Raw genomic sequence first — 21,544 nt, 5'->3', positions numbered from 1 at the left:
TCACCCCGACGCCGAGCCGCCGATCAACGCGGCAATGGCGTCGTCATGTTTCGGCAAGGTCGGCGCCGCCCGGGCGATCACCGCCTCGATCTGTTCGAGCTGACGACGATTGGCGGCGGGATCCAGCGTGTCGGCCAGCGGGCTGTGGCCCCGCGCCCGCACGCCTTGCCCTTCCAGCACGGCCAGCCAACTGGCCTCGCGGAACAGCTCCTCCGGCGTCAGCATCAGGCGCCCCGCCCGCCGATACTGCTCTTCCCGATCCGTCAGGCTGTCGGGCAACGGCATGTGGCGCGTCTGGCGCCACAGCGGGGCGTCGTGCCCCTCGGTGGCGTGGTAGTGCAGGATGAGGAAGTCCCGGATTCCGTCCATGTCGCGGCCGAACAGGGCGTTGAACTGCCGCGCCAGGCCCGGATCGCAGTCGCGGTCGGGGAACAGGGTGATCAGCTTGGCGATGCCGCTCTGGATCAGGTGGATGCTGGTCGATTCCAGCGGCTCGAGGAAGCCGGACGACAGGCCGATGGCCACGACGTTCTTGCGCCAGGCCTCGCGCCGGAAACCGGCCTTGAACCGCAGGAAGCGCGGCTCGCCCAGCGCCTCGCCGTCCAGGCCGCCCAGCAGCGTGGCCGCCGCCTCGTCGTCCGAGAGGAAGGCGCTGGAATAGACGTAACCGTTGCCAATCCGGTGCTGCAGCGGGATGCGCCATTGCCAGCCGGCCGGCCGCAAGGTGGACCGGGTATAGGGCGTCGTCTCGGCAAGGCGGGCGCAGGGCACGGCCGCCGCTCGATCACACGGCAGCCAGTGCGACCAGTCCTCGAAACCAGCCTCCAGCACGCCGTCGATCAGCAGCGCGCGGAAGCCCGAGCAATCGATGAACAGGTCGCCCTCGAGCCGCTCGCCGCGATCGGTGGTCAGGGCCGTGACGAAGCCGGTGTCGGGCGCGCGCTCGACCGTCTCCAGCTTGCCCTCATGTCGCGTGACCCCTCCGGCCTCGGCCAGGCCGCGCAGGTGCTGGGCGTAGAGCGACGCATCGAAATGATAGGCATAGCCCAGGGTCGACAGGATCGAGCGCGGATCGTCCACCGGCTTGGCGAACCGGTTGACGGCCGCCAACTGGGTCGCCAGCGAGAAGGCCGACAACGGCCAGTCGAACCCATCCGCGCGCGCCTTCAGCCAGTGCTGGTGGAACGGCACGGCGTCCAGGTCGACGCCGTACCGCCCGAACGGGTGGAGATAACGGCTTCCCGGACGGGTCCAGTCGACGAACTCGATGCCCAGCTTGTAGGTGGCCTTGGTCGCGCGGACGAACTCGGCCTCGTCGAGACCGATCAGGGCGTTGAACCAATGGATCGTCGGGATCGTCGCCTCGCCCACGCCCACCGTGCCGATGGTCTCGGACTCGAGAAGATCGATCTTCAGGCGCGGTCCGAAGGTCTTGGCCAGCGCCGCCGCGGCCATCCAGCCCGCCGTGCCGCCACCCAGGATCACCAACCGCTCGATACGCTTCATGACGCGTCCGTCCTCTAGGCCGTGAACCCATAAACGCGAACGACCGAAAACGCAGGCATGACTGTTCAGGAAAAGGACGCCCGGGTCCAAGCCGGCTACTCGCCTACTGGACCCGGGCGAGATCGCCCAGGGGGAGGGGCGGACGACCCATGACGTCACCACGCCCTCGATGCGAAGAAACCTGCTGAATAGTTTCAGCAGATATTCTCGCTGGATAGCGATGGTTGCGTTAACATTGGCAAATTTGCTCACCCATGTCCAACTCATAACTCGCTCGATATTGAAAAAACTCTACACAATGAGGCCAATGCGAGTGCTCGAACCACAGGGTGAGGCATTGTGTTGAGCTCGCGGCCAGATCGTCGGGCCATGAGTTGATGTTTCGGCGCTGTCCTGCAAACCAAGGCAAGCATCAGAATAGAAGCTCGTGCCGCCGCTTGGCGTGGAAATACGAGGTCGCAGTCGCGCTCAAACGATCATGGTAGCGCAAACCATGGCTTGGACGCCGGGCAAGCTCCGACTAAGGATCGATTGGTATAGATAGGACTCGGACACGGCGTTGGCGGTCACCAGGTCGGACGAGCGACAATTGCGAAATCGGTTGCGGGTTGGACGCAGCGGTCAGTAGCCGGACGTGGCGACAGGGGAACGGATTGGCGAGGAAGGCAGGACAAGGTCGCGGACCGACGATCGTCGATGTCGCGATTAAGGCCGGCGTTTCGCCGATGACCGTTTCACGCGTTATCAATGGCCGGCCGGGTGTCGGTCCTGATACACGCGCGGCGGTGGACGCGGCGGTCCAAGCGCTGGGCTATACGCCGAACGTCGCCGCGCGCAGCCTGGTGACCTCCGGCGAACTGAGGATCGGGGTGATCTACTCCAATCCCAGCGCCGCTTTCATGAGCGATTTTCTGACGGGCGTTTTCGAGGAGGCCTCGACGCGTGGTGCACGTCTGACGCTGCTGAAGGGCGAAAATGGCCGTCCGCCCGCCGCAGCGGCGGTGAAGGACCTGATCGCGTCGGGTATAAGAGGCGCGATCCTGGCCCCGCCGCTGGGCGAGTCCCCCGCCGTGCTGCAGCCGCTTCGCAAGGCCCGGCTTCCGCTGGCGGCGGTGGGCGCATACGACGTCGAGGGCGCGATCTGCGTGCGTATCGACGATCGCCGCGCCGCCTACGAAATGACCCGCGAACTGATCGGCCTTGGTCATCGGCGGCTGGGTTTCATTCTGGGCAACCCCGACCAGGCGGCAAGCGCCGAGCGCCTGACGGGCTTCTATGCGGCCGTCCGCGAGGCCGCCGGCGTCGTGACGACCATCGCTCAGGGCGATTTCAGCTTCACCTCGGGCCTGGCGGCGGCCGAGCAGTTGCTCGACGCCGCCACACCGCCAACGGCGATCTTCGCGAGCAACGACGACATGGCCGCCGCCGTGGTGTCCGTCGCCCATCGCCGTCACCTTGACGTGCCGGGCGAATTGACCGTCGTGGGCTTCGACGACACCTCGCCGGCGATCACGGTCTGGCCGCCGCTCACCACGGTTCATCAGCCTGTTCGCCGGTTAGCGGCCGAGGCGCTGGGCCTTCTGGCGGCGCAGATCACCGGCGGCGAGCCTCTTGGCGACAGCTCGGACCGCGTGCTCGACCATGAGATCGTCACTCGCCTTTCAACCGCGCGCCTCTAGGCGCTCGGTTGAAACATCCTCGCGCCCGACATAGCGCCAGAAGGCGAAATCTGCGGGCATGGCCCTCCCGGACATGTCCTGGCACGCCATTCCGACGAAGGCGCCCGTGAAGTTGGGCAGCCCCGGCAGCGACGCCTCATCCGACAGGATGCTGGCGTCGAGCGTGCCGTTCAGGAGCGTCCAGTTCCCCTCCCCCGCGCCACGCCAGGCGAACCTGAGCTGATCGAAGTCGACGTCCACGCGCAATTCGACGCCCCCTTCTGGCAGCGCGCCCACCACGACCTCGAGCGTGCAGCCGCCGGTGTCGGGGCAAGCCGTCATGACCTGAAGCCGCCGCGCGCCGTCCTCCCGCGTGACGTGGAGGTAGTGGAACTTGGTGCTGTTGTAGTAGCAGATCAATCCGGCGGCTTGCTGGAAGTCGGCGGGCTCGAAATCCAGACGGGTTGTCGCCGTGTAGCAAAAATGCGCCTGGCGTTGCGCGACGAGCGCTTGCCGGAACGGGCTGCCGACGGTCTCGCGACCATAGAGGCGCAGATGTCCCGGCCGGGCGGTCAGGCTGAACAACTCGTCGGGATAGGGCGTGCGGAGCCACTGCAACGGCGCGGGCAGCGCCGCGTCATCGAAATCGCCACCCCAGGTCTCCTCCGGCCAGGGGGCCGGCGCCAGGTTCGGGGCGGGCGGCTGTGGATCCGGGGCGGCGTCCACCGTCATGGTTCTGAGCCAGCCGTCTTCACACCACCGCATCGGCTGCAAGGCTGTCTCCCGACCCAGCACGCAACGTTGCCTGCCCGGCAGCGGGCGACCGCAGAGATACGCCATCCAGGGCGTGCCGTCGGCCAGCTCGACCAGGTCGCCGTGGCCGGCGCGCGCCAGAGGGCCGTCACGGCGACCGCCGGCGGACAGGACGACGCCCTCCGGATGAAGCTCGTAGGGGCCCATGAGGTCGCGCGACCGCGCCATGACGACGGCGTGTCCCCAGCCCGTCCCACCTTCGGCGACCAGAAGATGATACCAGCCATCGCGCTTGTAGAGGTGCGGCCCCTCGGTGAAGCCCCGCTCGGTGCCTTGGAAGATCGTCCGCCGCTCCCCGACCAGCGCCCCGGTGGCGCGGTCCAGCTCCTGGATGACGATGCCGGCGAAGCGCGGTCTGTCGGGACGATGGTCCCACAGCATGTTCAGCAGCCAACTGCGTCCATCGTCGTCATGGAACAGGGCCGGATCGAACCCGCTGCTGTTGAGATAGACGGGATCCGACCACGCTCCGTCGATGCTGTCGCAAGTCACCAGGTAGTTGTGGAAGTCGCGCAGGGTGACGCCCTTGGCGCCGTCGAGAGTCGACTGACCGAACCGTTTGACATCCGTATAGACGAGCCAGAAGCGCCCCTCGGCATGGCTGAGGTCCGGGGCCCAGACACCACAGGAATCGGGGTCGCCGCGCATGTCCAGCTGCGCGGGTCGGTTCAAGGGTCTCGCCGCCAGGCGCCAGTTCACAAGGTCGCGGCTGTGATGGATCTGGACGCCCGGATACCACTCGAAGGTGGAGGTGGCGATGTAGACGTCCTCGCCCACGCGCACGATCGAGGGATCGGGATTAAAGCCCCGAAGGATAGGATTGCGAATAAGGGTCATACGGGTTTGCGCACCAAGGTCCAGAGCAAGGCGGCGCCGATCAGGTCGAGCAGGCCGAGCACGATGAAGAAGGGGCCGTAGCCGATCTGGTCGACCAGGCGACCAAGGGCCAGGGTGAAGACCAGGACTCCGAGGTTCGCCGCCAGACCGGCGATGCCGGCGACGGTCGCGACCTCGTTTCGGGCGAAGAGATCCGACGCCATGGTGATCACGGTCACGGACAAGGTCTGGTGCGCGAAGCCGCCCAGGCACAGCAAGGCGATGGCGGCGTAGGGATTGGCCGCGAGCCCGACGAAGGCCATGCCGATCATAAGCGCCGCCCCGAGCGTGAAGGCCCAGCGGCGCGCGTCGATCAGATGCACGCCTCGCCGCTGCAGGAAGCTGACAAGGGCCGGGCCGAACAGGCAGCCCAGGTCCGCCGCGAGAAACGGAAGCCAGGCGAACATGGCGATATGGGCCAGATCGAACCCGCGCTCCCGCGCCAGATAGAGCGGCATCCAGAACGACAGCATCCCCCAGACGGGGTCGGCGAGCATGCGCGGCAAGGCGATGCCCCAGACTTCGCGGCGCTTGGCCAGATCCATGAAGGCCGCACGCTTGCCGCGCGCGGTCAGGTGTTGCTCCTGACCTGTTTCGATATGGGCGCGTTCTTGGGCGCTCAGCCGCGGATGCTTGTCCGGCGAACGGTACCAAGCCAGCCACGCCACGGTCCAGACCAGCCCTAGGACCCCGGCGGCGACAAAAGCCAGCCGCCAGCTATGCGTGGCGACCGCCCAGGCGACCAGGAGCGGCGCGAACACCGCGCCGAACGAGGCGCCGATGTTGTAGACGCCGCTGGCCAGGCCCCGCTCGCGGGCTGGGAACCATTCGGCCGTCAGTTTCTGCCCTGCGGGTTGAGCCGAGCCCTCCGCCAGCCCCAAGGCGAAGCGCAGTCCGGCGAACGGGGCCCAACCCTGGGCCGCGACGTGCGCGATGGTGATCAGGGACCACAGGGCCACGCAGACCGTGAACCCGAGCCTCAGCCCGACGCCATCGAGGAAATAGCCGACGAACGGCTGAAGCATGACCCCCAGTTGAAACGCGCTGGTGATCCAGGAGTACTGCTCGCTCGAGATCGATTGCTCGCTGAGGATCATCGGCGCGGAAACGCCGAGCACCGAGCGGGACAGATAGTTCAGCACCATCGCCAGGACGAACAGCCCGATGATCGTCCAGCGCACGAACGGGAACCGCGCCCTCCCCACATCGCCAAGTTTGACGCCGCCGACCATACACCCGCCCCGATAACGTTATCATCGACCAGATTGGCCGATAGACCCCGCGCTTGTCGCGATTTTTGCCGCGTCAAAGCGCTGAAGCCCGCCTTGACCCCTGGGTTAGCGAAGGATCAAAGGCGTTTCAACGTTAATATGTCGGAGTATTGACTTGCTGTAACATCGGACATACCAAATTTTACGATAACGCTACCATCGATGGCGATCACCTCGAGGGCAAGCGTCAAACGCGCCGATCAACGGCGCTCAGGGAGGGATGGAAATGGTCTTACATCGCAACGAGTCTTCGGATCCGCGCGCCGATAGGGGCGAAATAGTCCGGCAAATGAAACGCGAGGCGCTCGGTTCGGCCGGCGCGGCCGCCCTGCTGGCGAGCTTGATCGGCGGCTCGGCCCTGGCGCAGACCGCCGCTCCGGCGTCGCCGCCGGAAACCGCCACGGTGAGCGAGATCGTCGTGACCGGCACGCGCATCCAGACAACGGGCTTCACCGCGCCGACGCCGACCTCCGTGATCGGCGAAGCCCAGATCCAGAACAACGCTCAGCCCAACATCTTCGCCACCATTGTCCAACTCCCGTCGCTGCAGGGCTCGAGTGGTTCGGCGACCAACACCTTCAGCACGTCGAGCGGCCAGCAAGGCCTCAGCTCGTTCTCGCTGCGCGGCCTGGGCACCATCCGCACCCTGACCCTGCTGGACGGCCAACGCGTGGTCGGCGCCTACTACACGGGCGTCACCGACGTCAGCCTGTTCCCGCAACTGCTGATCCAACGCGTGGACGTCGTGAACGGCGGCGCCTCGGCTTCGTACGGCTCGGACGCCGTCGGCGGTGTCGTCAACTTCATCACCGATACCCGGTTCACCGGACTGAAGGGCAACGTCCAAGCGGGCGTCTCGACCTACGGCGATAACGAACAGGGCCTGGTCCAACTGGCCGGCGGCCGCAGCTTCGCCGGCGACCGCGTGCACGTGGTCGGCAGCGTGGAGTGGGCCAAGGAAGACGGCGTCGGCCCGGGCGACTTCGGCCTGGACCTGGCGGGCGACCGCGATTGGTTCACCCAGACGACGATGATCAACCGCAACGTCACCAACGACGGCTCGCCGCAGTACCTGATGCGCGACTACGCCCAGCAATATGCCTACACCAAGTACGGCCTGATCACGGCCGGTCCGCTGCAGGGCATCGCTTTCGACCAGAGCGGCCAGCCGTTCCAGTTCCAGTATGGCTCGGGCGGCGTGCCGTCCAAGGCCGCCAACGGAGCCGTTATCGGCTGCTTCCCGGGCTCCTGCATCGGCGGCGACCTGTCGGGCAACGTCGACAGCGGCCGCACGCTGCAATCGGCGATCGAGCGCAAGGTGGGCTACGGGCGCATCGGCTACGACTTCGCCGAGAACAACGAGGCCTACGTCTCGTTCAACCTGGGCCAGGTCAAAACCAGCAACCAGCCCGTCAACGGCATGAACAAGACCGGCCTGACCCTGCAGTGCTCCAACCCGTACGTGCCGGCCTCGGTTCAAGCCGCTTGCGCGACGGCGGGCATCACCAGCTTCCAGTACGGCGTCAGCAACGCCGTGCTGCCCAACACCAAGGTTCACACCGATCGCCGTCAATATCGCGTGGTCGGCGGCCTGAAGGGCAAGTTCGGGCTGTTCAGCAAGGACTGGAGCTATGACGCCTACTACGAGCATGGCGTCAACAAGACCGCCATCGACGTCGACCACATCCTGCTGACGCCGCGCTTCAACCAGGCGATCCAGGCCACCACGCTGAACGGCGCGATCGTCTGCGCCGATCCGGTGGCGCGCGCCAGCGGCTGCCAGCCGCTCAACATCTTCGGCGGCAAGCCGCCCTCGGCCGCGACCCTGGAATATGTCCAACCCGCCGCCGGTCCGTTCCAGCGCCTGCGCATGACGCAGGACGTGGCCAGCCTGAACTTCTCGGGTGCGCCGGTCGAGCTGTGGGCCGGTCCGCTTTCGGTGGCCTTCGGCGCTGAATATCGCCGGGAATTCTACACCGTCCACGCCGACCCGTACGGCGCCGGCGTCGCTGATCGCAGCCCCTATGGCGGCGCCTATCCGGCCGATCCGCTTCTCGCACCGGTCGGCAACAACTGGCACGCCGGCAACTACAAGAATGGCGACGGCGTCTACAACGTCAAGGAAGCCTTCTTGGAAGTCGACGTGCCGCTGTTCGACAACGACGCCGTCGGGCGCGCCAACTTCAACGCCGCGGCGCGGGTGACCGACTATAGCACCTCGGGGACCATCTGGACCTGGAAGGCCGGCGGCACCTGGGACACGCCGGTCGACGGCGTGCGCCTGCGGGGCGTGATCTCGCGGGACGTCCGTGCGCCCAACCTGTCGGAACTGTTCGCCGCGCCGGTCACCACGACGCTGCCGAACTTCTTCGACCCCGTGAACAACAGGAACGTGGTGGCGATCCAGAACGTGGTCGGCAACCCGAATCTGACGCCGGAAATCGCGCGGAACTCACAGATCGGCGTGGTCCTGGCCAATCCGTCCTGGCTGCCCGGCTTCAGCGCGTCATTCGATTACTACAAGATCAAGGTCGACGACGTCATCTCCAGCCTGGGTGCGGCCCAGATCGTCGACTACTGCTATCGCAACATCATACCGGAGACCTGCGGGACCTATAACCTCAACAACACCAGCGGCCCGAACTACATCAACGTCCAATCCTTCAACCTGGCGTCGATCGAAACCAGCGGCTTCGACATCGAGGCCAGCTATCGCTGGCAGCAGCCGCTGGGCCTCTCGGGTAATTTCACCCTGCGGGCGCTGGCCACCCATATCCGCGACTTCTGGACCGACACGGGCCTGCCCGGCACGGTCCCGGTCGACTCGGCGGGCGTGAACCAGGGCAACACGCCCGACTGGAAGTGGCTGGCGATCCAGAGCTACGAGACCGACCGCTTCAGCCTGACGCTGCAGGAGCGTTGGTTCACCGACGGCAACTACGGCAACCAGTACGTCGTCTGCACCCCGGGGACCTGCCCGGTCTCGACGCCCAACGCTCCGACGATCGACAAGAACTTCATGCCGGGCGCCTTCTACATGGACGTGGGCGGGACCTATAATATCCGTCAGGACGTGACGGCCTACTTCAAGATCGACAACCTCTTCGACCGCGATCCGGCCAAGTCGCCGAACTACGCCAACCCGGCCCTCTACGACATCGTCGGCCGGATGTACCGCGGGGGCGTTCGCTTCCGCTTCTAGCTTCTAGCTTCTAGCTTCTAGCTTCTAGAGACCAAGATCGCCGCCGACGTCGCCGAAAGGCGATGTCGGCGGCGATTTCTTTTTCGGGTCAAAGGCCAGCGCCGGGTCAGCGCTCCAGGAGCGCGGCGTCGCCCCAAGTCACCGGCAGGCGCTGGTTGTCCCCTTCAGGGCTGCGCGCGACGAGTTCGATCAGCTTCACCCCCGCGACCGGGACTGAGAGCGACTGCGAAGCCATGCCCCATTTGAGCGGCTTGCTGGTCGCCAGCAGCTTGCCGTCTCCATAGACGGCGAACGTCACGTTGCTGGCCTTGTCACTCGCGCTGTCATCGACGCCGACGCTCGTGGTGAAGCGCGCCGCCTTCTCGTTTCGCACCTCGAGCCGCGAGTTGGCCAGGATCCCGATGCCCGCCACGAACCGCTTGCCCGCGATCTGAAGCAGCTGACCATACGGCGCGCTGTCGGCCCGCGCGCCGCCCCAGCCGGCGTACGATGGACGATCACCGGCGCCGCCGGTTCCGCCCCAGCCCGCCGCGGTCCGAAAGATCGAGGGGTCGGGAGTCGGCTGCACCACGCCGTCCACCGCTGGGTTCACGCTCCCCGGCTGTTCCGACAGGTAGTAGCCGCCCTGCAACGAACGGGTCCCGTGCGCGCGGAAGATCAGCGTCTCGCGCGGCTTGACGTGGAGCTTGGTCCGCTTGGTGAAGGTCGTGCGCTGCTGGCTCCAAAGATCGGTCAGCTCGATGGGCGCATCATCTCTGAACTTCAGATGGCCCGCGTTCAGGTCAACGTCGTAGTCGCCCGAACCCCGGTTGAAGATCGCGACCGCCTTGTCGCCCGAGGCCAGGGTCTTCACCAGGATCTGCAGGTCGCTGGAGTCATGGGCCAGCGTCGCCTGGTTCCCGGCCGGATCCTGGTCGAGCGCGATGATGTCGGCGTTGCCGAAGACGTCCAGCAGCGCCTGGGGCGTCTTGCGCAAGTCGGTCCCGATCATCAAGGGCGCGTTGAGCATCGCCCAAAGCGCGAAGTGCGACCGGGCCTCGGTAAGGTGATCCGCGTCGAAGTCGCCTGCGCCGATGTGCAGCATGTCCGGATCGTTCCACGCCCCGGGATGGGCATAGAGCGACCGCGTCACCGTCGTGTCGTAGTTGACCAGCAGCCGGCCCCAGGCCGGCGAGATGTCGTCGCTGGTGCGCGAGATGCCGCCATAGTCCTTGCCCCAAGCCCGGACGTTCGCGGCGCCCCAGACGCAGAGGGAGAGCAGATAGTCGCCGTCCGGGTTTTCCCGCGCCAGCGCGCTGTTGATCTGCCGGAACATCCCCTGGATCGCCGCGATGTCGGTGCGCATCACCTCGCTGGAGTCCAGGTACGGCCCCAGCGCCCGGAACTTGCCCGAACGCACCCGTTCGCTTTGCGGCCCGTAGTCGCGCAGGCCACAGCCGTCGACCTTGATGAAGTCGAACCCCCAGTCCTTGAAGTAGAGCGCGATGTCCTGGTCGATGCGCCCGTAGAGCCCGACTTCGCGCTCCAGGACCGTGCCCTTGGGCAGGTCGGTGTCGGTCGGCGAATAGGCCTCCGAACAGGTGTTGCGGCCCAGGTCGGAATAGATGCCGGCCTTCAACCCCATCGCGTGCAGCTTGTCGGTGAACGGCTTGAAGCTGGGGGCGTCGCCGCCGGTGCGGGCCGAGGGAAACTTGTCGTCGCGGATGATCATGCGCCCGTCAGGCATCCGGCGCTTCAGCGCCCAGCCGTCGTCGATGTTGATGTAGCGATAGCCCTTGGCGGCCAGTCCGCTGTCGACGATCTGCTTCGCCGATCCGAGGATCTTGTCCTCGTCGATGTCGGTGGCGAAGGCGTTCCAGGTGCTCCAGCCCATGGGCGGCGTGGCCGCGCTTCCAGCGGTATAGGCCGACCAGCGGCCGGTCGGCGCCAGCGGATCGGCCTGGGCGGCGGCGACGGATGGACCAAGGAGCGTGGCGATCAGCCCCGCGGTGAGAAGCTTCATCATTTCCCCTTGTCGTTTATTGTCGTGCATCGGTTTCGCGCACGCTGTTGTTCTGGCGATCGGCCCCGACCTCGGGGTCAGGGCGCCGACACGCCCGCCTTCGTCTGCACGACGGGCTTGAGCGTTCCGTCGGCGTTGTAGTGGAGGCGTTCGACGGTCACGGCCCGGCGCCCGATCGCGCCGCTCTGATCGCCGATCGCCAGATCCGCGTTGTGCAGGAAGATGTACCAGTCGCCCTTGAACTCGACGATGCCGGGATGGATCGTGAAGCTGTATTTGCCCGATCCGGTGAGCAGCCCGCGATAGGTCCATGGCCCCGTGATCGAGTGCGCGGTCGCATAGGAAACGTGCTCGTCGCGCTGCGTCGACCGGTCGAGCGAGGCGTAGGTCAGGTAGTAGAGGCCGCCACGCTTGTGCAGCCATGGCCCCTCCTCGAAGTGCGGCGGCGTGATCTCGGTGATCGGGCCGTCGATCTCGATCATGTTCGGCTTGAGCTTGGCGATATAGGCTTGGCGATTGCCCCAGGCGATCCACGTCGTTCCGTCGTCATCGGTGAAGACCGTGGGATCGATATCCTCCCAACTGTGCGTCCCCTTGGGCGTCATCTGGTTAGTGATCAGGGCCGAGCCGCGCGCATCGACGAAGGGCCCGGTCGGCTTGTCCGAGACCGCCACGCCGATCGCCTTGCCCGGATGAGTGCTGTCGTGCTCGACTGCGGCGTAAAAGTAGAACTTGCCGTTCTTCTCGATCGCCTGCGACGCCCAGGCGTCCTTCTTGGCCCACTTGAAGTCCGTGGCCTTCATGATCGGCGGGTGCGCCGTCCAGGTCTTCATGTCCGTCGTCGAATAGACCAGCCACTCGCGCATGTTGAACATCTCGTCGCGCTGGGCCTCGTCGTGGCCGACGTAGAGAAACAGGCGATCGCCGACGACCAGCGGCGCGGGGTCGGCCGTGAACCTGTCGTGGAAGAGGGGGTTGGAGCCGGGCGCGGGTGACCGCACTTCGTCTGCGCCCGCCGAAGACGCGATCGCCATGGTCGCCGCCAACGCAAGCGCCATCCATCTTTTACCCATCTTACGCTCCTCCCACTGGGTGCTCAGATTTACTCAGACAAATATTTCAGTCAATGGGTCGATGGTCGACATAGGATCCGAACGCGATCACAGCCGCAATAACATCTGGACTCGCTGATGAGCCTAGATCTCGCCGTACTCGACAGACTTATGGCGGATATTTTGTCAGACATAATATTGGTGTTTGCGGTGCGGCGGTCCGCGCGCGCCAATCGCGCCAGCTAGGTCCCGGTCGGTGCTTCGAAAACGAAGCCGGCGTCTGGATACGTCCGAGATTTTTCATGGCTTGCTGGTCGACTCAGTGGCTAACGACCTCGGCGAGCCACCTCTGGCGTCGAGACAAATCCGGCCCGATTTTTCGCTTCTGGATGGTCGTCGTCATCGACGCCCTGCTGGGCTCAGACGCGCGTCAGCACTCCGCCGCGAAGCACCAGGCGAGCCTTTTCATTCGCGCCGAGACCGATGGTCATAACCGAGCCCGCATAGACCACCGTGTGGCGGCCGTCGGCCTTGGCCGTCAGCACCGCCTCCGCGAGCTTGCCGCCCGCCCATCGAACGTCAACCACCACCGCGCCGCGCGCTCGCAGACCGGTGACGTGGCCGGTCGGCCAGGCCGACGGCAGGGCCGGCAGAAGGTAGATGTGGTCGTTTCGGCTCTGCAGGATCATCTCGGTCATGCCGGAGGTCCCACCAAAATTGCCGTCGATCTGGAACGGTGGGTGGGCGTCGAACATGTTGGGATAGGTCCGCTCAGGGCCCAACAGCAGCTTCAGGATCTCATGGGCGTGATCGCCGTCGCCAAGACGCGCCCACAGGTTCAGCCGCCAGGCGATGGCCCAGCCGGTGGAGAGGTCGCCTCGCGTCACCAGGCTCGTCCTCGCCGCCGCCGCCAGCCTGGGCGTGGCGTCGATCGAGATCTGGTCCGAGGGGAACAGGCCGTAAAGGTGCGAGACGTGGCGGTGGTGGATGTCGACCGCGTCGGCGTCCCAATCCTCCTGCCACTCCTGCAATTGGCCGTCCTTGCCGATCTTGTAGGGCGCCAGCTTGTCACGGGCGGCTTTCAGCTCGGCGGCGAAGCTTTCGTCGGCGCCGAGAACGGCCTCCGCTTTCAGGCAGTTGTTGAAGAGATCTCGGACGATCGCCTGGTCCATGGTCGGACCGGCCACCAGGGACGAGCCGTGACCGTGGTCGTTCTCAGGCGAAATCGACGGACTGGTGACCAGCACGCCGAACTTTGGATCGACGACCAGGGTGTCGAGGAAGAACCGGGCCGAGCCCTTCATCAGCGGATAGACCCGCGCCAGATAGGCCGCATCGCGATTGTAGTCGTAGTGGTCGAAGACGTGCTTGCAGAGCCAGGCGCCGCCGGTGGGCCAGACGCCGTAGATCGCCCCGTCGATCGGCGCGGTGGCGCGCCAGAGGTCGGTGTTGTGATGCGCCACCCAGCCGCGCGCGCCGTACATCACCCTGGCCGTCTCGGCGCCGGTCCGGGCGAGGTCCCGCACCAGCGCGATCAGGGGTTCGACGAGCTCCGGCAGGTTGGTCGGCTCGGCGGGCCAGTAGTTCATCTCGGTGTTGATGTTGATCGTGTACTTGCTTTCCCAAGGCGCGGAGGTCTTGTCGTTCCAGACGCCCTGCAGGTTGGCCGGCTGGCCGCCCGGACGCGAACAGGCGATCAGCAGGTAGCGGCCGTACTGGTAGTAAAGGGCCGCCAGGGACGGATCGTCGGTGGTCGGAGACGATTTGATCCGCTCGTCGGTCGGCGACAGATCGGCCCGCGTGCGGCCGAAGTCGACGTCCACACGACGGAACAGCGACCGGTGATCGGCCTGGTGGTCGGTCAGGAGGCGGGCCCAGGGCTTGCCGGCCAGTTGGCCCAGCGTCGCCTTGTTGAGCGCCGCCGGATCGCCCGACACGTCGTCATAGCGGCGGTAGCTGGTGGCGGCGGCGATCAGCAACAGCACCTCGTCGGCGCCGGTCACCGAGAGCCTTTCCCCCTCCTCGCTGATCTTGCCGCCCTTGGCGCGCACCTCGACGCGGCACTCGAACGCCAGCCGGGCCGGAACGCCTTGCTGGCTGTCATTGACGCCCGTCAGCACCAACGCTCCGCCCTCGACGGCCGCTTCGGACTTCAGCGGGCAGGTGAAGCCGAGGTTCACCGAGATCGCGCCCTTGCGGCTGGCGCTCAAGCGCACGGCGACCACTCCGGCCGGCGCGCTGGCGATCACCTCGCGAACATGGCGAACCCCTTCGGCGATGAAGGTCGTCGTGGCGATCGCCCCGTCGATATCGAGGTCCCGGACATAGCCGCTCGCCTCGGCCAGACCCGGGAAATCGAGCTTGAGGTCGCCGATCGTCTGGTAGGACATCTGGCGCATCGGCGCGCCCAGGAACTTGGCGTCGGCGAGCGCCGTGGCCTTGGCGTATTGACCGGCGTCGATCAGGCGGCGGATCTCCGGCAGGGCGGCGAGGGCCTTGGGATTGGCCGGATCGTAGGGACCGCCGGCCCACAGGGTGTCCTCGTTCAGTTGCAGCCGCTCGGCCGCGACGCCGCCGAACACCATGGCGCCCAGCTTGCCCGAGCCGACCGGCAAGGCCTCGACCCAGGCCTTCGCCGGTTGGCGATACCAGAGGCGCAGCGGCGACCGATCGGCCGCGGCGGCGCGAGCCGAGGCGCCGGACAGAGCCGTGGAAGCGCCAAGGGCGACGAGCGTGGATCGACGAGTCAGGATCATATGGCTCTCGAAGCGTTGTCGGGGAAAGCGTTAGGCGGTCCACCCGATCGCGTTGCCGGCGACATCGAGCGAGTCAATTACTCCGACAAGCTAGGACAAAGCCGCCTGAGCGCAAGATGGCTCTTCCTACGGCAGCCAAAGTTCATTCTCCAGACGTTAGCGCTACCATTTGCGAATTTCACCGATTAGAGTGGCATGGAAGCTGGCATGCGACCGACCATCGGCGTGCGAATTGCCGGACAAGAACAACCGCGATCAATCGCGGCCTTCGGAGGGGATTTAAGCCAGGTGATCCGCCCAAGTCTCATCGCTCTTTGCCTCATGGCTGCCGGCGTCGCGCAGGCTCGCGCCCTGCTCGACACGCAGCCGCGCCCAGCCGCCGATCGGCCGGACGCGCCGAAGGCGGCGTTCGACTGGTTCGAGTACGCGGGCGCAGATCCGTCGGACGCGGCGTTCAAGCCGACCTCGACCCAGTACGCCAACCCGATCCTCAAGGGGACTTATCCCGATCCGGCCGTCATGCGGGTGGGCAAGGACTTCTACTTCGTCAGCTCGACCTTCGCCTGGTTCCCGGGGCTTCCGGTCTTCCATTCCACCGACCTCGTGCATTGGAATCAGATCGGCAACGCGATCGATCGTCCCGGCATGCTCGACTTCAAGCGGCTGGGCCTGTCGCGCGCCGTCTTCGCGCCGACGCTGAGCCATCACGACGGGCTCTTCTACATTCTCAACACCTGCGTCGATTGCGACGGCAACTTCCTGATCACGGCGAAGGACCCGAAGGGCCCCTGGTCCGATCCGGTGTGGCTGCCGGCCGTCCAGGGCATCGATCCCTATCTCTTCGTCGACGACGACGGCGACGCCCTGATCGTCTTCAACGGCGAGCCTCCGGGAAAGCCGGAGTACAGCGGCCACCGCGCCATCTGGGCGATCGGCTACGACGTCAAGACCCAGAAGACCGTCGGCGAGCCCAAGCTCCTGCTCGACAAGGGCGTCAATCCAGCCGCCAAGCCGATCTGGCCGGAAGGCCCGCACATCCTCAAGAAGGACGGCTGGTACTATCTGGTCGCCGCCGAGGGCGGCACCGCCGAGGGCCACAGTCAGGTGGTCCTGCGCTCGAAGAGCGCCTGGGGGCCGTACGTTCCTTACGCGCACAATCCGATCCTGACCCAGCGGGGCCTGCCCAAGGACCGCCCGCTGCCGATCACCTCGGCCGGCCACGCCACGCTCGTCGACACCCCGGACGGCAAGTGGTGGGCGACGTTCCTGGCGGTTCGCCCCTATGGCGACGATCTCTACAACACCGGTCGCGAGACCTTCCTGCTGCCCGTCGAATGGAAGGACGGCTGGCCCGTCATCCTGGAAAACGGCAAGACCATCCCCTACGTCCACACCAAACCCGCCCTGCCCGCCACGACGCCCGCGCCGCCGCCCACCGCCGGCGCCTTCAAGGTTCGCGACGAGTTCAACGGCCAGGCGCTGCCGCTCAACTGGGTCACCATGCGGATTCCCCAGCAACGCTGGTGGCGGCTGGCGTCCGGAAAGCTGGTCCTGACGGCGCGGCCTGAAACCATCGGGGGAATGACCCAGCCGTCGTTCTGGGGCCGCCGCCAGCAGCACATCAACGCCAGCGCCTCGACACTGATGCGCTTCAATCCGGCCAAGACTGGCGACAAGGCCGGCATGGTCGCCGTGCAGAACGACGACCACTTCTTCTTCCTGGGGCTGACCCGCGACGCCGACGGCCAGGCCAGGATCGTGCTTGAGCGCCGCGCTGGCCATGGAGATCCGGCCGATGGCGTCCGGGTCGCGAGCGCGCCCGTCATGCTCAAGACCGGCGCGCCGGTCTGGCTGAAGATCACCGCCCGAGGCGGCGTCTACGACTTCTCCTATGCTCTGGCGCCCGATCGCTGGACGACGCTGAAGGCCGGCGAGGACGGAACGATCCTCTCGACCAAGAAGGCGGGCGGCTTCGTCGGCGCGCTGCTGGGCGTCTACGCCCATGACGGACAACCGCAGACGGGCGAAGGCCGATGACGGGACGCTCAGCGGGCGCCCAACGACGCGACCACGCGACCGGCCCGGCCCGCACATCCATCAAAGCCAACTGAAGGCGACGCAGCCGGGGGATCGCCGCCGCGCCGACGTCCAAGGGAGATGACATGATCAAACTCACCCTTCCGATGAGCGCCTGCGCGCTGGTCCTGGCGCTGGGCGCGCCGACCCTGGTCCAGGCCCAGGCCCAGGCCGGCTCGCCGATCACGGTGAAGATCGACGCCGGCGCGCCGGGACCCAAGATCGACCGCAACATCTTCGGCCAGTTCGCCGAACATCTCGGAACTGGGATCTACGGCGGCGTCTGGGTGGGCAAGGACTCGCCGATTCCCAACACCCGCGGCGTCCGCAACGACGTCGTCCAGGCCCTGCGCGCCATCAAGGTGCCCAATGTGCGCTGGCCTGGCGGCTGCTTCGCCGACGAGTACCACTGGCGCCATGGGATCGGACCGGCCGAAGGCCGGCGCAAGACGATCAACTCCAACTGGGGCGGCGCGGTCGAGCCGAACACCTTTGGCACGGACGAGTTCATGGACTTCGTCGATCAGATCGGCAGCGAGGCCTATGTCTCGGTCAATATGGGGTCCGGCACGGTCCAGGAAGCGGCCGAATGGATCGAGTACATGACCGCCGATCCCGAGACCACCGCGGGCAAGGAGCGCGCCGCCAACGGCCACCCCGCGCCCTACAAGGTCAAGTATCTGGGCCTGGGCAACGAAAGCTGGAGCTGCGGCGGGGCGATGACCCCCGAATACTATACGGATGAAATGAAGCGGTACGCCCGCTTCGTCCGGAACTACAATCCCAAGCAGACCGGCGCCGAGGCGATGCAGCGGATCGCCGTCGGCCCCAACCAGGCCGACCCCGCCTATACCGAAGCCGTGATGGCCTCCCAGAAGGGACACGACTGGGCCTGGAACATCGAAGGCCTGTCGCTGCACTCCTACACGACCGGCGGCTGGCCCCCGTCGTATTCCAGCACGAAGTTCGACGAGACCGCCTATGCCAAACTGGTCAAGGAGACCCTGGGCATGGACGGCCTGATCGCCCAGCACGCGGCGATCATGGACAAGTACGATCCCGAAAAGAAGGTGCCGCTGGTCGTCGACGAGTGGGGCGTCTGGCTGGCGCCGCTCGAAAACACCAATCCGGGCTTCCTGGCCCAGCAAAATTCGCTGCGCGACGCGATCGTGGCGGCCCTGAACCTCAACATCTTCGCCCGCCACGCCGACCGGGTGCGGATGACCAACATCGCCCAGATGATCAATGTCCTGCAGGCGATGATCCTGACCGACAAGGACAAGATGGTCCTCACCCCGACCTATCATGTCTACAAGATGTACCTGTCCTTCCAGGACGCGACGTCCATTCCCGTCAGCTTCGACGCGGGGTCGTACATCCAAGGCGACGTCAAGCTGCCGCGCGTGGACGCCATCGCCGCGCGCGACACCCAGGGCAAACTATGGCTGGCCGTGACCAATCTTGATCCGGCTCGTCCCGCCTCCATCCTGGCCAGCATCGCCGGGGCCAAGGCCGCGAGCGCCCACGGTCAGGTCCTGACCGCTCCGCGCGTCGATGCGGTCAACACCTTCGAGGCGCCGGGCGCCGTAACGCCCAAGCCTTTCACCGCCAAGGCGGGCCGCGACGGACTCAAGCTCGACATTCCAGCCAAGTCGATCGTCGTGGTCCAGTTGGAACCGTAGAGGCGAGAATTCGGTCGGGCGAGAACGGCGGGGACATCACCTACCGAGGTGATATCCCCGTCGGACGGCGCTCCCACTATGTGGAGGCGGGCCTCAAAACTTGCCAAGACGGGCTCCGTTGCGCTTATTGCAAAGCATGCAGCCCCGCAATCCAACGTCGCCGCCAACCGAGTCGCCGGACGAACCATCGATCCCACGCACGACGAAAGGATCGGGCCGTCGCCTGCGCGGCGCGGTGGCCCACTATCTGGGCACGGCGATCGTCTCGGGACAGATCGCCCCGGGAGAGACGCTGACGGGCGAAATCGCCAACGCCGCCGCCCTGGACGTCTCGCGCAGCGCCTATCGCGAGGCCGTTCAGGTGCTAACCGCCAAGGGCCTGGTGGAGAGCCGCCCCAAGGCCGGCACGCGTGTCCTGCCGCGCAGCCGCTGGAACGTTTTGGACCCCACGGTCCTGGCCTGGGCGTTCTCGGCCGAGCCGGACTTGGCTTTCGTGCGCGACCTGTTTGAACTGCGGGCCGTGGTCGAGCCGGCCGCCGCCCGCTTCGCCGCCGAACGGCGCGACAAGGACGACATCAAGGCGATGAAGGACGCCCTGGCCAAGATGCGGCGCTACACGCTGGCGACCGAAGCCGGGCGGGCGGCCGACCGCGCCTTCCACGATGCCCTGCTGCGCGCCACGCACAACAGCGCGATGATGGCGCTGAGCGCCAGCATCAGCGCCGCGGTCAGTTGGACGACCGAGTTCAAGCAGCGCTCGCGGGCCCTGCCCCGCGATCCCGTGCCCGACCACGCCAGGGTCTGCGACGCCATTGTCGCCGGCGATCCCGAGGCGGCGAGCGCGGCCATGCGCGCGCTCGTCGACTTGGCGCTCGAGGATACCCGCTCGTCCATGTGACGAGCCAGCCTCAGGGTTTGCTCAGCGTGAAGCTGTCGACATCGATCCGTCCCTCGCCGCCGACGGGATTGGAGCAGAACAGCCCGAACTGCTCGCCCTGGAAGGTGCCGGTGCGCCAGTCGAAGGCCAGCGGGAAATCGCCGGGCATGGCGGTCCAGGCCTTGCCGTCGAGGCTGTAGGCCAGGGCGGTCTTGTCGGTGGTGAAGTCCATGTCGACCGAAAGCCAGAGATCGCCCAGCGGGACCGTGCGCGCCTCGCCGCGCGGTGTCGTCTTGGGTCCGGAGACGGTGCTTTCGACCAGGCGCGCGCTCAAGGCGCCCTGCCCGTCCGACGCGCGGGCGACCACGATCTGGCTCGAGAACTTGCCGAACGTCCCAAAGCCGCAGGCGTCGCCGTTCTTCAGGCCCCGGACGTCCAGCTTGACGACGCCACGCGCCTTGGGGCCCTGCCCTTTCTGCAGCAAGGTGTTGCGGGCGCTCCAGAAGTCCTGAGCCGTCGTGGCCTTCAGGCGCAGGAAGCCGGGACGCTCGCTCAGCGACCAGCGGCTGTCGTCGGGATTGTGGTTCCATTGCCATTGCCGGCCCAGCGCGCGGCCGCCGAAATCGTCGGAACTGGGCGGTTCGGAGAACGGCTCGCCCAGGATCGGCTTGGCGGCCACGTCCGGCACGCGGCCGGGCGCCTCGGGCGTGCCCCAGACCGGCCAGTCGTCGCGCCAGAACACCGGGCTGATATTGGTGACCCGACCGATGGCTCCGGCGTCGCGCATGACGAAGCCGTACCAGCCCCCGCCCGGCAGATCGACCAGCGCGCCCTGGTGGCCGCCGGTGGTGTCGTCGATCTGGTCGCGGGTCTCCCACGGCCCGGTCAAGGCCCTGGCCCGCGAGACGGTCAGGGCCAGGCGTCGCGGAATGGCGTTGAACAGGTAGTACCAGCCGCCGCGCTTGATCAGCTTGGAACCTTCGGCGCCCCGGATGTAGTGGATCGTTCGCTCCTCCGTGACGGCGGTCAGGTCGCCATTGAGGGTCAGCAGACGCACCGTCCCATCCGAGCCGATGGAGGTGGCGATGTAGGCTTTTCCGTCGTCGTCGATGAACAGGCCGGGGTCGAACGCCTCCTGGTTCAGCTCGTGCATCGTCCAGGGGCCCCGCACGTCGGCGGCCGAATAGATGCGGCTGTTCTGCCCGACCGGCGTCACCACGATATAGAAGCGGCCCTTGTGATAGCGCAGGCTGGGGGCGTAGACGCCGTGGCGATAGTCGCCGCCCCCGCTGAGATCATACTTCGGGTTGCCTTCCAGGCGCGGCATGACGTGGCCGGCGATGTCCCAGTTCACCAGGTCCCTGGAGTGCAGGATGGTCAGGCCCGGCGCGTTCACGAACGTCGTCGAGGCGAAGTAGAAGTCCTTGCCGACCCGGATGATGTCGGGGTCGGGATAGTCGGCGTAGAGCGGAGGGTTGTGATAGGTCCCCTGCCCGCTGTCGGCACGCCAGACCTGCCCCTGTGCGGCGGCGGCGCCAAGACCGGTCATTCCGACCGCCATGGCCAGCATCAGGCGGAACGATCGCGACATAGGCTTCTCTCGGCGCATCAGTGATTATCCCTCGGCAGGCCCTTGGTCTGGGCGATGCGCTGGTACTTGACCGCCGGTTCCAGGACCGCGCCGGTCTCCATCTGGCCGACGATGGCCCGCTGGATCTCCTGCCAGGGCGTCTGGCTTTCCGGATATTTGTAGCCGCCGGCCGCCTCCAGCGC

Annotated in this window: 13 protein-coding genes; 5 read left to right on the top strand and 8 right to left on the bottom strand. The window is 66.5% G+C overall.

The features are described from left to right. Positions 1-1,506, bottom strand: coding sequence for a tryptophan halogenase family protein (locus AC1DYP_RS22175; protein ID WP_477048159.1), 1,506 nt, complete (start codon positions 1,504-1,506; stop codon positions 1-3). A gap of 653 nt (positions 1,507-2,159) precedes the next feature. On the opposite strand from AC1DYP_RS22175, the gene AC1DYP_RS22170 reads away from it, so the two are divergent. Next, complete coding sequence (locus AC1DYP_RS22170; protein WP_477048158.1) at positions 2,160-3,185, top strand: LacI family DNA-binding transcriptional regulator; 1,026 nt, start codon at positions 2,160-2,162, stop codon at positions 3,183-3,185. Here AC1DYP_RS22170 and AC1DYP_RS22165 read toward each other — a convergent pair. After that, entirely contained in the window at positions 3,168-4,814 is a 1,647-nt protein-coding gene (locus AC1DYP_RS22165) for a glycoside hydrolase family 43 protein (RefSeq protein ID WP_477048157.1), read from the bottom strand. The two genes, AC1DYP_RS22170 and AC1DYP_RS22165, sit on opposite strands and share 18 nt — an antisense overlap. Continuing rightward, positions 4,811-6,085, bottom strand: a complete 1,275-nt coding sequence (locus AC1DYP_RS22160) for an MFS transporter (protein WP_477048156.1) — start codon at positions 6,083-6,085, stop codon at positions 4,811-4,813. The genes AC1DYP_RS22165 and AC1DYP_RS22160 overlap by 4 nt, the downstream gene beginning before the upstream one ends. Before the next feature lie 328 nt (positions 6,086-6,413). Between AC1DYP_RS22160 and AC1DYP_RS22155 the strand changes: the two genes are divergently transcribed. Next, positions 6,414-9,326: a TonB-dependent receptor plug domain-containing protein gene (locus tag AC1DYP_RS22155; RefSeq protein WP_477048155.1), complete on the top strand. Its 2,913-nt coding sequence runs from the start codon at positions 6,414-6,416 to the stop codon at positions 9,324-9,326. 106 nt (positions 9,327-9,432) lie between these two features. Here AC1DYP_RS22155 and AC1DYP_RS22150 read toward each other — a convergent pair whose 3' ends face one another. From AC1DYP_RS22150 to AC1DYP_RS22140, 3 genes are all read right to left on the bottom strand, one after another. Then, positions 9,433-11,328 (bottom strand): NPCBM/NEW2 domain-containing protein, encoded by a 1,896-nt coding sequence (locus AC1DYP_RS22150; RefSeq protein ID WP_477048154.1) that lies wholly within the window; start codon positions 11,326-11,328, stop codon positions 9,433-9,435. A gap of 77 nt (positions 11,329-11,405) precedes the next feature. Beyond that, positions 11,406-12,362, bottom strand: coding sequence for a glycoside hydrolase family 43 protein (locus tag AC1DYP_RS22145; RefSeq protein WP_477048153.1), 957 nt, complete (start codon positions 12,360-12,362; stop codon positions 11,406-11,408). Positions 12,363-12,799: 437 nt separating this feature from the next. After that, positions 12,800-15,136 carry a glycoside hydrolase family 95 protein gene (locus AC1DYP_RS22140; RefSeq protein ID WP_477048152.1) on the bottom strand — a complete coding sequence of 779 codons (2,337 nt, stop codon included), beginning with the start codon at positions 15,134-15,136 and terminating at the stop codon, positions 12,800-12,802. Between the two features lie 321 nt (positions 15,137-15,457). On the opposite strand from AC1DYP_RS22140, the gene AC1DYP_RS22135 reads away from it, so the two are divergent. The 3 genes from AC1DYP_RS22135 to AC1DYP_RS22125 all read left to right on the top strand — a co-directional run bounded on the left by AC1DYP_RS22135 (position 15,458) and on the right by AC1DYP_RS22125 (position 19,792). After that, complete coding sequence (locus AC1DYP_RS22135; protein ID WP_477048151.1) at positions 15,458-17,173, top strand: glycoside hydrolase family 43 protein; 1,716 nt, start codon at positions 15,458-15,460, stop codon at positions 17,171-17,173. 125 nt (positions 17,174-17,298) lie between these two features. Further along, on the top strand, positions 17,299-18,894 hold the full coding sequence (locus AC1DYP_RS22130) for an alpha-N-arabinofuranosidase (protein ID WP_477048150.1): 1,596 nt from the start codon (positions 17,299-17,301) through the stop codon (positions 18,892-18,894). Positions 18,895-19,030: 136 nt separating this feature from the next. Next, on the top strand, positions 19,031-19,792 hold the full coding sequence (locus AC1DYP_RS22125; RefSeq protein ID WP_477036311.1) for a FadR/GntR family transcriptional regulator: 762 nt from the start codon (positions 19,031-19,033) through the stop codon (positions 19,790-19,792). 10 nt (positions 19,793-19,802) lie between these two features. Here AC1DYP_RS22125 and AC1DYP_RS22120 read toward each other — a convergent pair whose 3' ends face one another. Continuing rightward, positions 19,803-21,362, bottom strand: coding sequence for a glycoside hydrolase family 43 protein (locus AC1DYP_RS22120; protein WP_477048149.1), 1,560 nt, complete (start codon positions 21,360-21,362; stop codon positions 19,803-19,805). 17 nt (positions 21,363-21,379) lie between these two features. Beyond that, on the bottom strand, positions 21,380-21,544 hold a 165-nt coding region (locus AC1DYP_RS22115), incomplete at its 5' end, for a hypothetical protein (RefSeq protein ID WP_477047531.1).

The organism is Caulobacter sp. P1_D6 (genome assembly GCF_056406095.1).
Note: the sequence above shows the minus strand (reverse complement) of the source record. Positions and strands in the feature narration are given on the sequence as shown.